The sequence below is a fragment of the Isoptericola chiayiensis genome (assembly GCF_013149805.1).
Taxonomy (GTDB): Bacteria; Actinomycetota; Actinomycetes; order Actinomycetales; family Cellulomonadaceae; genus Isoptericola; species Isoptericola chiayiensis.
Genome location: NZ_JABEZT010000001.1, coordinates 317,398 through 330,135, shown reverse-complemented (window position 1 = coordinate 330,135; position 12,738 = coordinate 317,398). Strand labels below are relative to the sequence as shown.

Genomic DNA, 12,738 nt, shown 5'->3' with positions numbered 1-12,738 from the left:
GGATGTCGGTGACGGCCAGCGACCCGGCCCTGCCCGCGCGACGACCCGTCGTCGGGCACCCGGCAGCCGCGACCAGGAGGAGTTCATGAGCAACCCCGTCTTCTCGAACAGCGACGTGTTCGGCGAGCCCCGCCGCACGGCGCGCGGTGGTGCCACCACGGCGCCGCCCCGCGGCCAGGCCCAGTACGGGGCCTACGGCGCGCAGGCCGCCGACGCCGCATCCCTGCAGAACATGTACGAGTCGCCGTCGGCCACGCCGGTCGACACCAAGCGCCTCACCTACACCGACGTCATCATGAAGACGGCCGGGCTGCTCGCGCTGCTCGTCGTCGTGGCCGCGGCCACCTGGGTGATCGCCCCGGGACTGTGGATCTTCGGCATGATCGCGGGCCTCGTGCTCGGCCTGGTCAACGCCTTCAAGAAGAACCCGAGCCCGGTGCTCATCACCCTGTACACGATCGCCCAGGGTGTGTTCCTCGGAGGCATCTCGGCGTTCTACGAGACGCAGTTCAACGGCATCGTCGGCCAGGCCGTCCTGCTCACGCTCTGCGTCTTCGCCGCCGCGCTGGGCCTGTACAGCTCCGGCAAGGTGCGCGTCACCCCGAAGTTCACGCGGTTCCTGCTGATCGGCATGGTCGGCTACCTGCTGTTCTCCCTGGTCAACGTGGTCCTCGTCTGGACGGGCGTCCTCGAGGGCTGGGGCATGCGCGGCGGCACGCTGGGCATCGTCATCGGCCTGTTCGCCGTCGTCCTGGCAGCCATGTCGCTGATCATGGACTTCGACTTCATCAAGCGCGGTGTCGAGCAGGGCGTCCCGGCCAAGTTCGCCTGGTCGGCGGCCTTCGGCCTCATCGTCACCCTGGTCTGGCTGTACCTGGAGATCCTGCGCCTGCTGGCCATCATGCAGAGCAGCGACTGACACCCGCCGCGACGTGGGCGACGTCCTCACGACGTAGCACAGCGCACCGACGACGGCCGGGCACCTTCACCGCGAAGGTGCCCGGCCGTCGTCGTCCCGCCTCCGTCCCCGTCCCGCGAGGTAGGCAACTTCTCGCCGAGGTAGGCAACAATCCGCCCAGGTAGCGCGCCCCGTCGCACGTCGAGCGTTCTACCTCGCGAGGGAGTTGCCTACGTGGCGCGAAGGCCGCCTACCTCGCGAGGCGCGGGAACGCGGGACGACGGCGGAGCTCATGCCCGGCTGGGCGTGCGGAAGGCGCGGTGGTCGCCCGGGTCCTCCTCGGCGCGGATCACGTGCATGACGGCGTTGATGAGCGCCAGGTGCGTGAACGCCTGCGGGAAGTTCCCGAGGTGCCGGCCGGTGCGGGGGTCGATCTCCTCGGCGTAGAGGTTCAGCGAGGACGCGAAGGACAGCAGCCGCTCGCACAGCGTCCGGGCCTGGTCGATCTCGCCGATCTCGCACAGGGCGGAGACCAGCCAGAACGAGCAGATGGTGAACGTGCCCTCCTCGCCGGACATGCCGTCGTCGGTCTCGTCGGTGCGGTAGCGCAGCACGAGGCCGTCCTCGGTGAGCTCCTCGGCGATGGCCGTGACGGTGGCGCGCACGCGTTCGTCGTCGGGCGGCAGGAACCGCAGCAGGGGGATGAGCAGCAGCGAGGCGTCGAGGGCGTCGTCGCCGTAGCGCTGGGTGAACACGCCGCGCTCGTCGACGCCCTTGGAGCAGATGTCGGCGTGGATCTCGTCGGCGAGCTTCTGCCACTGCTCGGCGAAGTCGAGCTCGTCGTACAGGCGCGCGAGGCGTGCCCCGCGGTCGAGGGCCACCCAGCACATGAGCTTGGAGGACGTGAAGTGCTGCGGCTCGCCCCGCACCTCCCAGATGCCCCGGTCGGGCAGGTGCCAGTGCTTGGCGGCCTCCTCGACCTGGCGCTTGAGCACCGGCCACAGCGCCTCGGGGAGCTGTTCGCGGTTGCGGGTGTGCAGGTAGACGGAGTCGAGCACCGCGCCCCAGACGTCGTGCTGGCGCTGGTTGTAGGCGGCGTTGCCGACGCGCACGGGCTGGGCGCCCTCGTAGCCCGTGAGGTGCGTCAGCACGGACTCGTCGAGCTTCTCCTCGCCGTCGACGCCGTACATGATCTGCAGACGCTTGTTGTCGTGGCAGGCGTCCTGGATGAAGGCGAAGAAGTCGTTCGCCTCACGGTCCAGCCCGAGGGTGTACAGGCCCCACAGGGCGAACGTGGAGTCACGGATCCACGCGTACCGGTAGTCCCAGTTGCGTTCGCCGCCGGGGGTCTCGGGGAGCGATGTCGTGGCCGCGGCGAGCAGGGCGCCCGACGGCGCGTAGGTCAGGCCCTTGAGGGTCAGGGCCGAGCGCTGCAGGTAGATGCGCCACGGGTGGTCGGGGAAGGAGCCCTGGGTGATCCAGTCGCGCCAGAACTGCTCGGTGCGCCACATCTTCTCGGCGGCCTCGTCGAAGGAAGCGGGGGCCGGCAGCGGCGACCAGGCCAGGGCGACGTACTGGGTGTCGCCGGCGTCCATCCGGGTGCGCGCCTGGGCGCGGCGGCCCTCGAGCCCGAACCTCAGGGACGAGCTGAGCCGCAAGTCCGGGTTCTCGTCACCCGTGCGGGCCACGACCGAGGAGTAGCCCTCGTCGAGGTACTCCCACGTGGGCTCGTGCCGCCCGTAGTCGGACATCGGCGAGCAGATGACCTCGAGGTCGACCGTGCCGGAGACGCACTTCACGGTGCGCAGCAGGATGTGCTCGGCGTCGTGGTCGGTGGGGGTGCGCCGGTGCGTCTGGGAGCGCTCGTCGACGTTGTGCCACGGGCCCATCACCATCGCGTCGCGGACCACGAGCCATCCGGTCGAGGTCTGCCACGTGGTCTCGAGGATGAGCGTGCCGGGAATGTAGCGACGGGCGACGGGCACCCGTACGGCGTGCGGACCGACCCGGAACGTGCCTGCCCCGCGGTCGAGGATCGCGGCGAAGACGCTGGGCGAGTCGGGGCGTGGCGCGCACATCCACTCCACGGCGCCGCTGGGTGCGACCAGGGCGTTCGTCTCGCAGTCGGACAGGAAGGCGTACTCCGCGATGGACGGGAAGGTGCTGCGTCCGTCCGGCCGCGGTGGTGCCTGGGAGTCGAGCGTCATAGGTCCAGACTGCGGTGCTCCGGTCCCCGCGCGCCACTTCCGACCCCCGTGCGGCGAGAAGATTCACACAGTTGTGACGTAGAACCGTCCCGGTGTCGATCCTGCGCTGTCCCGTTCGACCTGGGGGTGAGAAGGTCTCGACAGGGGCCTGGAGAGCATCGGAGACGAGTGACATGGCCAAGTACATGCTGATCATGCGAGCCAGCGACGAGGCGCAGGAGGCGTTCGCCGAGGCGGGGATCGACTTCGACGAGATGCTGGCCACGATGGGCCGGTTCAACGAGGAGATGATCACGGCGGGCGTGCTGGTCGCGGCCGAGGGCCTCGAGGAGCCGGAGAAGGGCGTGGTGGTCGACTACTCGGGTGACGAGCCGGTCGCCACCGACGGTCCGTACGGCGAGACGAAGGAGCTATTCAACGGCTTCTGGGTGCTGGACGTGCCGACGATGGACGACGCCGTCGCCTGGGCCAGGAAGGCGCCGCTGGCCGGCCCGGGGATGAAGGCCGAGATCCGCCGCATCCCGGGGATCGACGAGTTCCCGCAGGACAACGAGTGGGTCCGCCGCGAGCGCGCCTGGCGCGAGCGCACCGGCCAGCTCTGAGCCACCATCCACCGGTACCGGAGAGGACGCAGCACCATGGGCAAGTACATGCTGATCATGCGAGCCAGCGACGAGGGTCGGGCGGCCTACGAGGAGATGGACTTCACCGAGGTCATCGCCGCGATGGGTCGCTACAACGAGCAGATGATGGACGCCGGCGTGCTCACGGCCGGCGAGGGTCTGGCGGACGCCGCGGAGGGCGCCGTCGTCGACTTCTCCACCGACACGCCGGTCGTGACGGACGGGCCGTACGGGGAGACCAAGGAGCTGTTCAACGGGTTCTGGATCCTGGACGTCGCCTCGCAGGCGGAGGCGATCGAGTGGGCCAAGCGTGCCCCGCTGAGCGGTCCGGGCACCAAGCTCGAGGTGCGCCGGGTGCACGGCGAGGAGGACTTCCCCGCCGACAACGAGTGGATCCAGAAGGAGAAGCAGTGGCGTCAGGAGCTCGGCACGGAGTGAGCGGCGTGCCCGACGCGCGGCGTGCTGTCGAGGCGACCTGGCGGATCGACTCCGCCCGCATCGTCGGCGCGCTCGCCCGGTACACCGGCGACCTCGCCCTCGCCGAGGACGTCGCCTCGGAGGCACTGGCGGAGGCGCTGGTCGCCTGGCCGCGGGACGGCAGGCCCCGGGACCCGACGGCCTGGCTGCTGGCCACCGCTCGCCGCCGAGCGATCGACGCGTTCCGCCGTCGTGCCGGACGCGACGACCGGTACGCCGCCCTCGGCCGCGACCTGGCCGAGGGGCAGACGCACGCCGGAGCCGCGCCGTCGGACACCGGTGAGACGGACCTGCTGTGGGACCCGGACCGGATCGAGGACGACCGGCTCGCGCTGATCTTCACCGCCTGCCACCCGGTGCTGTCCAAGGAGGCCCGCGTGGCGCTCACGCTGCGGGTCGTGGCCGGGCTGTCGAGCGACGAGATCGCGCGGGCCTTCCTGGTGCCGCGTGCCACGGTCCAGGCGCGCATCACGCGGGCCAAGAAGACGCTCGGCGCCGCGCGGGTCCCGTTCGAGGTGCCGACCGCGGCGGACCGGCCCGAGCGCCTGGGCTCGGTGCTCAACGTGCTGTACGTGATCTTCACCGAGGGGGCCACGGCGTCGTCGGGCAGCGACTGGATGCGCACGGACCTGGCGTCCGAGGCGATCCGCCTGGCGCGCGTGCTGCGGCGGCTGGCCCCGCGCGAGCCGGAGGTCGCCGGGCTGCTCGCCCTGCTGGAGCTCACCGCGGCGCGGTTCCCCGCACGCACGGGACCGGACGGCGAACCCGTGCTGCTGGCCGACCAGGACCGGCGGCGCTGGGACACGGGCGCGATCCGGCGGGGCCGGGCCGCGCTCGCCCGGGCGGTCGGCGCCGGGCGCGGCCTCGGCCCGTACGGGTTGCAGGCCGCGATCGCCGAGCAGCACGCCGTCGCACGGTCCGTGCAGGACACCGACTGGGAGCGCATCGTCGTGCTGTACGAGGCGCTCGGCCAGGTGGCGCCCTCACCCGTGGTGGAGCTCAACCGGGCGGTCGCGGTGTCCATGGCTGCCGGCCCGGCGGCCGCGCTGGAGATCGTCGACGACCTGGTCGCCCGGGAGGTGCTGGGCGGCACCTACCTGCTCCCGAGCGTGCGCGGCGAGCTGCTGTCCCGCCTCGGGCGTCGCGACGAGGCGCGCGCCGAGCTGGAGCTGGCCGCCCGGCTCTGCGGCAACGAGCGCGAGCGCGGGGTGCTGGCGGCCAAGGCCGCGGCGCTGCGCTGACCGCTCAGGCCGGAGCCGTGGGTCGCCGCGTGCCGGAACTGCCGGCGCGGCGCGCCCGGCGGGGGAGCGTCGCCACGGCGACGCCCGCCAGCGCGAGCGCCCCGCCGGCCAGCGCCACCGGCGGCGGCACCTCGTCGAGCAGGATCCAGGACAGCAGCACCGTCAGGGGCGGGATGGCGTAGGCGCTCGCGGCGGTCCGCCCGGCATCGGTGCGCGCCAGCACGTACCCCCAGGTGCTGAACGCGATCGCCGTGGGGAACACGCCCAGGTAGACGACGCCGGCGACCACCGGGGCGGGTGCGGCGGCCAGCTGATCGAGCAGCGCGGGCAGGAACGGCAGCGCGGCGAGGGTGCCGGCCGCGCAGCCGAGCCAGGTCATGGTCAGGGCGTCCAGGCCGGGCAGGATCCGCTTCTGCAGCACCGCGGAGCCGGCGTACAGCAGCGCGGCGACCAGCGCGAGCGCGACGCCGGCGGCGTCGAACCGGCCGTTCGAGGTGGCGACGGCGATGAGGACGACGCCGGCGAGCGCGACGGCCATGCCCGTCAGGAGCCGCCGCGGGAAGCCCTCGCCGAGGAGCAGCCCGGCGAGGACCGCGATGAGCACGGGGGCGAGGTTGATGAGCATGGAGGTGGTGCCGGCGTCGAGGTGCTGCTCGGCGGCGTTGAGGGCCATGTTGTAGCCCCCGAACCAGGCGACGCCCCATACCGCGACCAGCGCGAGGGCGCGGCCGCGGGGGAGTCGCGCGGCGGGGCGGCCGTGCGTGCGGCGCCGGTGGCGCGCGATCCCGACCAGGACGGTGAGGGTGAGCGTCCCGACCGCGACGCGACCGAGCGTGAGCGGCCCGGGGTCGAGGTCGTGGGCGACCGCGCGGATGCCGATGAACGCCGAGGCCCACAGCAGGATCGTCGTGGACATCGCGGCGACGACGAGTCCGGGGCGGCCGGGCCCCGTGCGTGCCGAGGGGGTCGCCGGAGGGGTCGGTCCGGGCGGGAGGGGTGCGGTGGTGGTCGCCATGCCGCGATCGTCTCTCGACACCACACGTCAGCACCAGTTCATGTTTCTTCCGCTCCGTTCAGTGGCGCTGTACGGTAGGGGGATGCTCGACGTGCACCGCCTGCGCATCTTCCGCTCCGTCGTCGCCAGCGGGTCCGTCGCCGCCGCCGCGACCAACCTCGGCTACACGCCGTCCGCCGTCAGCCAGCACGTCGCCGCCCTGCAGCGCGAGACCGGCCTGGCGCTCCTCGAACGGTCCGGCCGCGGCGTCCGGCCCACGGCCGCCGGGCTCGAGCTCGCCGACCAGGCCGACCGCGTCCTCGCCCGGCTCGGGGAGGTGGAGGCCGTCGTCGCCGACCTGCGTTCGGGACGCACCGGCCGGCTGTCCGTCGACTACTTCGCCTCCGTCGGTGCCGCCTGGCTGCCCGACGTCGTGCGGCGGCTCACCACCGAGTTCCCTGGCGTGCGGCTCGACCTGTCGCTGCGCGAGCACATCGCCGACGACGCCGACGCGCGTCCCGACCTGCAGATCGCCGTCGCCCGGCACGGGTTCGAGCCCGGCGCAGGATTCACCGCACGGCACCTCCTCGACGACCCGTACGTCGCCGTCGTCCCGGCCGATCACCCGTACGCCGGCGCCGGAGCCGTCGAGCTCGCCGACCTCGAACCCGAGCGCTGGATCGACAACGACTTCGCGCGCGGGTGGTGCCGCCGCAACCTGCTCGAGGCGTGCACCGCCGCCGGCTTCAGCCCCGCGTTCGCCGTCGAGGCCCACGACTACCCGACGGCGATCGCCCTGGTGCGCGCCGGCGTCGGCATCACGGTGCTGCCCGCGCTCGGCGCCACCCACCTCCCACCCGGCACGGTCGCCGTGCCCGTCGAGCGGCCCGAGCCCGTCCGATCCATCTTCGTCGTCACCCGGGACGCCGCCGCCCGGACGCCCGCGGCCCGTGCCGCCGTCGCCACGCTCGTCCAGATCGCCGACCGGGCCCGGGAGACGGTGCGCGCCGACGCGCCGTCGTAGGCTGGGGCGACACCGCCGACCGGCAGCACCGCCGTCGGCCCCCGAACCCCCGTGAGGTACCACCGTGACCACGCTGCCCACCGCCACCGGCTCCTTCGGCGACAAGCCCGAGATCACCTTTCCCGCGGGTGACGCCCCGTCCGGCCTGCAGGTGCAGGTGCTCGAGGAGGGCTCCGGCCCCGTCGTCGACGCCGGCCGCACCATCGTCGTCAACTACTACGGCCAGACCTGGGGCGGCCAGATGTTCGACAACTCCTGGGACCGTGGCCAGACCATCGACTTCCCGATCGGTGTCGGCGCCGTCATCGGCGGCTGGGACAAGGGCCTCGTCGGCCGCAACGTCGGCGACCGCGTGCTGCTGTCCATCCCGTCCGAGCACGGCTACGGCGAGCGCGGCGTCCCGCAGGCCGGCATCCCCGGCGGTGCGACCCTCGTCTTCGTGGTGGACGTCGTCGACGTCAAGTGAGCCGACGCGGGGCGGTGCGGGACGTCCCCGCGCCGCCCCGTGCTCGTCGCGGCCTCAGACCTTGCGCGACCGGGTCACCGTGAAGCGCGGGTCCTGGGCGACGTGGTCCGTGGGCCCCACCGCACGGGCGAGCGACCCGCGGTAGCGCAGCCGCGTGTTGTACACGCACCACAGCTCGCCGCCCGGCCGCAGGAGCCGTCCGGCCGCCGCGAACATGCGGTGCGCGGCGTCGGTGCTCACGCCGGCGCGGTCGTGGAACGGCGGGTTGAGCAGGACGACGTCGGCGCTCGCGTCCGGCAGGTCGGCTCCGGCGTCGCCACGCTGCACGACGGCGGAGACCCCGTTGGCGGCCAGCGTCGCCCGCGTGGACGCCACCGCGGCCGCGGACCGGTCCGAGGCCACCACGCGGGCGGCCGGGTAGCGGCGCGCCAGCACCACGGACAGCAGACCGGTGCCCGACCCGAGGTCGACGGCGTCGCGCACGCGGTCGGCGGCGGGCCACCGTCCGGCGGTGCCGAGCAGGAACCGGGTGCCGTGGTCCAGGGCGGGACCGGCGAACGTGCCGCCGTGGGCGACCACGTCGAGATGGTCCGGGGGAGTGCCGCCGTCGGTCGGGGTGGCCGCGGCGAGCAGCTCGGGGTCGACGAGGCGCTCGCGGGCCGGGTGGAGCGGGTCGGCGACGCGAGCCTCGGGACGCGTCCCGGACGCCACCAGGGCGCGCGACTTGCTGCGGGCGAGCGTGGCGTGCACCTCGACGAACCGGTCGCCGAGCACGTCGTTCATGGCCCGCGTCATGTGCTTGATGCGGCCGCCGGCGAGCACCGTGACGTCGTCGGCCGCGTGCCGGGCGACGGCCTCGGCGATCTCCGTGAGCTCGGCGAGCGACTTGGGCAGCTGCAGCAGCACCAGCCGGGCACCGTCGAGCAGCGACGGCTCGAGGGTTCCGTGGACCACCGCCGTCGGCCCGGCCGGGAGCTCCGCCGCCTGCAGGTTGTGCTGCAGGGCCACCTCGGCGTCGACCGCGTCGGTGTGGGTGCGCACGTCCGGTGCGCCGAGAGCCAGCACGCCCAGCGTCAGTGCCCCGAACCGGTCACCGACCACCACGACGTCGCCCGCCGCGGCCGTGGCGAGGCGTTCGGCGGCCTCGGTGAGCAGCAGCCGGTCGGTGGCGTCCACCGCGACGGGACCGTCGGCACGGGTGCCGTCGTCGGGCCAGGGCACGAGCCGGTCGAGCACGGCGGTCACGGAGGCGGGCAGCACGGGAGGGGTCACGGCACGACCGTAGTCTGGGCGCATGACCGAAGCCACGTCGTCCGACGCCCGGGTGACGATCACCTACTGCACGCAGTGCCGCTGGCTGATGCGGGCCGCCTGGGTGGCCCAGGAGCTGCTGCAGACCTTCCGCACCCGCCTCGGCGAGGTGGCGCTGGTGCCGGGCACCGGCGGCGTGTTCCGCGTCGAGCTGGTCCCGGCGCCGGGTGCGGAGCCGGTGCTGCTGTGGGACCGCAAGGCGGAGGGTGGGTTCCCGGAGATCCCGCCGCTGAAGAAGGCGGTGCGGGACGCCGTCGCGCCGGACCTGTCCCTCGGGCACACCGACCGGGTGGCCGCCGGCGAGTGACCGGTTCGGCAGCTCGTCCCCGGATCGGCACTCCTGACTGCCGAACCGAGGCCGGACTGCCGCACCGATCAGTCCGTGGGCTTGCGCTCCGCAGCGACGCGCTCCTCCTCGGCACGCACCTTCGCGGCCGTCTCGCGCTCGCGGACGAGCCACTCGGGCGGGTCCTCGCGCAGCTCGTCGATCTGCTCGGTGGTCAGCGGCTCGGTGACGCCGCCCCGGGCCAGCCCGCCGATCGAGATGCCGAGCCGCCCGGCCACCACGGGGCGCGGGTGCGGACCGTTGCGACGCAGGTCGTCCAGCCACTGCGGCGGGTTGGTCTCCAGCTGTTCCAGCTCGGCGCGCGTGATGCCCTTCTCCTGGAACTCCGCCGGCGTGGCGGGCAGGTAGACGCCGAGCTTCTTCGCCGCGTTCATCGGCTTGAGGACCTGCTGGGAGAAGGGTGTACCGGCCATGCGCCCAGCGTAGACGTGCGGGCCGCGTGCCGCCGCACCGTAGCCTGGCACCGTGAGCGAGGACACGGCCCCGGCCGACGACGGCGGCCCCGACATGGCAGGCAGCCCCCGGTTCCGGCTGGGCTACGTCCCGGGCGCGACCCCGGGCAAGTGGGCGCGCACGTGGGAGCAACGACTGCGTGACGTGCCCCTGGACCTCGTGCAGGTCGAGGCCGCGGACGTGGCCGGCGCCCTGCGTGCCAGGGAGGTCGACGCCGCGATCGGTCGGTTGCCCGTCGACAAGGAGGACTTCCACGCCATCGCGCTGTACGACGAGGTGCCGATGGTCGTGGTCTCCCGTGACCACCTGCTCGCCGCCACCGAGGAGTCGGAGCACGTCACGGCCGCCGACCTCGCCGAGGACGTCCTGTGGGTGCCGGCCGACGACGTGCTGTTCACGGGCGACGAGCCACGGCCCGGAAAGGCTCCGGAGGCGTACGACGACGGCACGGGGACGCTGGTGACACCGGCGCCCGCGACGACGGCGGAGGCCATCGCCTGGGCCGCCGCCGGCAGCGGCGCCGTCGTCGTGCCGATGTCCCTGGCCCGCCTGCACCGCCGCAAGGACGTCGTGCACCGCGTGCTCGACGACGGCCCCGAGGCACCCGTCGGCCTGGTCTGGCTGCGCGACGGGCTGTCGGAGCAGACGGCCGAGCTCGTCGAGGAGATGGTCGGCATCGTGCGCGGTCGTACCGCGAACAGCTCCCGGGGCCGGGCAGGGGACCGAGCACGGAAGCAACTCATGGCATCGGATCGCAAGACGCCGGGTCTTGGTGCGACAAGTCCTGGCAGACGCCTCAGCAAGAGCGCCCCCTCAAAGAAATATCGCGATACCGGACAAAAATCACGAATCAAGCGCACCCGGAAGCGACGAGGGAAGTCCTAGGCCCTGGAATCAAAGGTGGACGTCTGCTGACCCGGCCACGGATCTCGGTACTTGCTTGTGCTTCCCGTCGTAAAGGCGCGCGGAAGCCCACCGTCGCCAAATTGTTGACTACTCGCCAAAAATGCTCTGCTTGAGTTCGCTGTAGACGCCCATGCCGGGCTGAAGTAGACTTGCCAGAGTCCCTGTGGCGAATGCATTCCAGTTGCTCCCCCCACCGGAAATGCCTAGATCTCTGCGAATATCTGTATAGAAAAGACCTGCGATCTTCTTGAAATCGTCGCGGTCGTTGCCCTTAGCGATGGAATCGCTCATTAGCGCGTCGCGACGCTGAATCAGAGTTTCGGATCGGTCGATGGCCCCGTACTCGTTACACAGCGCAACCAGAACTTCATCGTCCATTAGGTAGGACTCAATGTTCCTCCGGCCCAGTACCCGCACCCCTGCAGCGTTATATTCAGCCACTTCCTCCTCGCTAAGCAAGTCACGGTCAACCAGCCGCACCAACTCGGTGCCGCTCGCGATAGTCTGGATAGCGCGGCCCGCTTCAAGTCGATCCTGCGACACGTCAGTACTGTTCCCTGCTGATATGAAATCTGTTTCAGGGAACTCCTTGGAGAAGATCTTGCGGTAGCATGCGGCGTCAAACTCAGCCCTACCGTCCGTCGCTGACGCAGGAGGGCGGCCCTCACATAGCACTACGCGCTCTGGTGCCATTAGTTGAGCAAGGTCGCCAAGAGCAACATCGAGCGTCTTTGCCCAGAAGTCGCGGCTTGGTTGAACGGGAACGATCGACGCGGACTGATCGAAATCGATACCGTGCATGTCGATAAAGGTCACAGCACCCGGAGTCTGCTGCGCCATCTCCCAAGCCTTTCGCATGAATCCTATGCTGTGTGTAGCCAAAACCAGTTGCGATTCTCTCGGGACGAGTGAGGAGAGCGTCTCAAGGAGTGCGCCCTGAATTCGCGTATTGAGGTGGGTTTCTGGCTCGTCAATGCACCAGATTGAGTTATCGAAGTAATCGGCCTTGATGATTGTGTCCAGGATCAGGTCGAAGCACGCTTTCTCGCCTGCGGAGAGATTCTTGTAGAGGAACCTGTGAGATTCGCCCTTAGTGAAGTAGAAAGTTCCAGCGGAATCTGCGCCCTCGGTGACACCTCCGATGCCCTCAAGCTGGAGGTCGTTGAAAACCCTTCCGAGAGCCGTTCGAACCTTGCCAATTATTCTATCTCGCAACTGTGCTCGGGTCATTGTCTCGGGCAAGTCGTCGCGATATAGTCCATCGATTGTTTGGATCACGAGTCGTCGATAGTTGTCAGACACGCTCTGGTCAGTGTCGATAAGCCTAGTAACCCGGGGCATGTCTAGAGGCGATCTGGAGCGGGAGATTCCGTCTACGGTGAAGTCGGCTTCATTGCGAAACGCGCTTCTAGTGTACACAAGTTTCTTGCGCTCATCCTGACCCTCTGGTAGTGGCTCGTGAAATTCGACAGAGACGCGTTGGGTCCAGTTCATTGGCTCGCTGCCAGTCTTGGTGCCGTAGGACTCATCCCAATTGGCGCCAGCGCCTCCATGCGCCCAGTGCCAGGTCTTGAGGCCGTCGAAAACAGAAGACTTACCGGATCCGTTCGGTCCTGCGAGAATGACAAGTCTTGCTGATGATGGTATATTTTCGATTGCTAGTTCGGAGAATCGTTTGAAGCCGTGAAACGCGATCTTCTTGAGGCGCATTAGCATCTCCTCCTCCGGAGTTGGGCCCGTTCTTTCCTCGACGTTGGGGAGGGCCCCGTCTCAGATTGGCCCAACTTGAGGA

Annotated in this window: 13 protein-coding genes; 8 read left to right on the top strand and 5 right to left on the bottom strand. The window is 70.6% G+C overall.

Going from position 1 to position 12,738, the window contains the following annotated elements:
* Positions 1 to 85 precede the first annotated feature (85 nt).
* On the top strand, positions 86 to 919 hold the full coding sequence (locus HDG68_RS01370; protein WP_172148567.1) for a Bax inhibitor-1/YccA family protein: 834 nt from the start codon (positions 86 to 88) through the stop codon (positions 917 to 919).
* A gap of 269 nt (positions 920 to 1,188) precedes the next feature.
* Here HDG68_RS01370 and HDG68_RS01365 read toward each other — a convergent pair whose 3' ends face one another.
* Entirely contained in the window at positions 1,189 to 3,105 is a 1,917-nt protein-coding gene (locus HDG68_RS01365; RefSeq protein ID WP_172148565.1) for a glycoside hydrolase family 15 protein, read from the bottom strand.
* A gap of 173 nt (positions 3,106 to 3,278) precedes the next feature.
* On the opposite strand from HDG68_RS01365, the gene HDG68_RS01360 reads away from it, so the two are divergent.
* The 3 genes from HDG68_RS01360 to HDG68_RS01350 are packed head-to-tail and all read left to right on the top strand — an operon-like array spanning position 3,279 to position 5,446.
* The gene (locus tag HDG68_RS01360; protein ID WP_172148563.1) at positions 3,279 to 3,707 is read left to right on the top strand and encodes a YciI family protein; all 429 of its coding nucleotides are present in this window, start codon (positions 3,279 to 3,281) and stop codon (positions 3,705 to 3,707) included.
* Between the two features lie 36 nt (positions 3,708 to 3,743).
* Positions 3,744 to 4,166, top strand: a complete 423-nt coding sequence (locus HDG68_RS01355) for a YciI family protein (protein WP_246253416.1) — start codon at positions 3,744 to 3,746, stop codon at positions 4,164 to 4,166.
* Positions 4,163 to 5,446: a sigma-70 family RNA polymerase sigma factor gene (locus HDG68_RS01350; protein WP_172148561.1), complete on the top strand. Its 1,284-nt coding sequence runs from the start codon at positions 4,163 to 4,165 to the stop codon at positions 5,444 to 5,446. Before HDG68_RS01355 ends, HDG68_RS01350 begins: the two co-directional genes overlap by 4 nt.
* Before the next feature lie 4 nt (positions 5,447 to 5,450).
* Here HDG68_RS01350 and HDG68_RS01345 read toward each other — a convergent pair whose 3' ends face one another.
* On the bottom strand, positions 5,451 to 6,461 hold the full coding sequence (locus tag HDG68_RS01345) for a DMT family transporter (RefSeq protein WP_172148559.1): 1,011 nt from the start codon (positions 6,459 to 6,461) through the stop codon (positions 5,451 to 5,453).
* 82 nt (positions 6,462 to 6,543) lie between these two features.
* Between HDG68_RS01345 and HDG68_RS01340 the strand changes: the two genes are divergently transcribed.
* Both HDG68_RS01340 and HDG68_RS01335 read left to right on the top strand, forming a co-directional pair.
* Entirely contained in the window at positions 6,544 to 7,464 is a 921-nt protein-coding gene (locus tag HDG68_RS01340) for a LysR family transcriptional regulator (RefSeq protein ID WP_172148557.1), read from the top strand.
* A 64-nt stretch (positions 7,465 to 7,528) separates the two neighbouring features.
* The gene (locus HDG68_RS01335) at positions 7,529 to 7,930 is read left to right on the top strand and encodes an FKBP-type peptidyl-prolyl cis-trans isomerase (RefSeq protein ID WP_172148555.1); all 402 of its coding nucleotides are present in this window, start codon (positions 7,529 to 7,531) and stop codon (positions 7,928 to 7,930) included.
* 54 nt (positions 7,931 to 7,984) lie between these two features.
* Here the strand turns inward: HDG68_RS01335 and HDG68_RS01330 are convergent, their stop codons facing one another.
* Entirely contained in the window at positions 7,985 to 9,202 is a 1,218-nt protein-coding gene (locus tag HDG68_RS01330) for a class I SAM-dependent methyltransferase (RefSeq protein WP_343037360.1), read from the bottom strand.
* Positions 9,203 to 9,224: 22 nt separating this feature from the next.
* On the opposite strand from HDG68_RS01330, the gene HDG68_RS01325 reads away from it, so the two are divergent.
* The gene (locus tag HDG68_RS01325; protein WP_172148552.1) at positions 9,225 to 9,548 is read left to right on the top strand and encodes an Rdx family protein; all 324 of its coding nucleotides are present in this window, start codon (positions 9,225 to 9,227) and stop codon (positions 9,546 to 9,548) included.
* Positions 9,549 to 9,616: 68 nt separating this feature from the next.
* On the opposite strand, the gene HDG68_RS01320 is transcribed toward HDG68_RS01325, so the two are convergent.
* A complete protein-coding gene (locus HDG68_RS01320; RefSeq protein ID WP_172148551.1) occupies positions 9,617 to 10,000 on the bottom strand; it encodes a DUF5997 family protein in 384 nt (127 codons plus the stop codon).
* A 52-nt stretch (positions 10,001 to 10,052) separates the two neighbouring features.
* Here HDG68_RS01320 and HDG68_RS01315 point away from each other — a divergent pair, with 52 nt between their 5' ends.
* A complete protein-coding gene (locus HDG68_RS01315) occupies positions 10,053 to 10,925 on the top strand; it encodes a LysR substrate-binding domain-containing protein (RefSeq protein ID WP_343037359.1) in 873 nt (290 codons plus the stop codon).
* 108 nt (positions 10,926 to 11,033) lie between these two features.
* On the opposite strand, the gene HDG68_RS01310 is transcribed toward HDG68_RS01315, so the two are convergent.
* Entirely contained in the window at positions 11,034 to 12,656 is a 1,623-nt protein-coding gene (locus HDG68_RS01310; RefSeq protein ID WP_172148550.1) for an AAA family ATPase, read from the bottom strand.
* Between the last annotated feature and the right edge of the window lie 82 nt (positions 12,657 to 12,738).

Coding starts and splice junctions, on each gene's coding strand:
- HDG68_RS01365 (WP_172148565.1), bottom strand. CDS start 3,105: ATGACGCTCGACTCCCAGGCACCACCGCGGCCGGACGGACGCAGCACC.
- HDG68_RS01325 (WP_172148552.1), top strand. CDS start 9,225: ATGACCGAAGCCACGTCGTCCGACGCCCGGGTGACGATCACCTACTGC.
- HDG68_RS01370 (WP_172148567.1), top strand. CDS start 86: ATGAGCAACCCCGTCTTCTCGAACAGCGACGTGTTCGGCGAGCCCCGC.
- HDG68_RS01340 (WP_172148557.1), top strand. CDS start 6,544: ATGCTCGACGTGCACCGCCTGCGCATCTTCCGCTCCGTCGTCGCCAGC.
- HDG68_RS01310 (WP_172148550.1), bottom strand. CDS start 12,656: ATGCGCCTCAAGAAGATCGCGTTTCACGGCTTCAAACGATTCTCCGAA.
- HDG68_RS01360 (WP_172148563.1), top strand. CDS start 3,279: ATGGCCAAGTACATGCTGATCATGCGAGCCAGCGACGAGGCGCAGGAG.
- HDG68_RS01355 (WP_246253416.1), top strand. CDS start 3,744: ATGGGCAAGTACATGCTGATCATGCGAGCCAGCGACGAGGGTCGGGCG.
- HDG68_RS01320 (WP_172148551.1), bottom strand. CDS start 10,000: ATGGCCGGTACACCCTTCTCCCAGCAGGTCCTCAAGCCGATGAACGCG.
- HDG68_RS01345 (WP_172148559.1), bottom strand. CDS start 6,461: ATGGCGACCACCACCGCACCCCTCCCGCCCGGACCGACCCCTCCGGCG.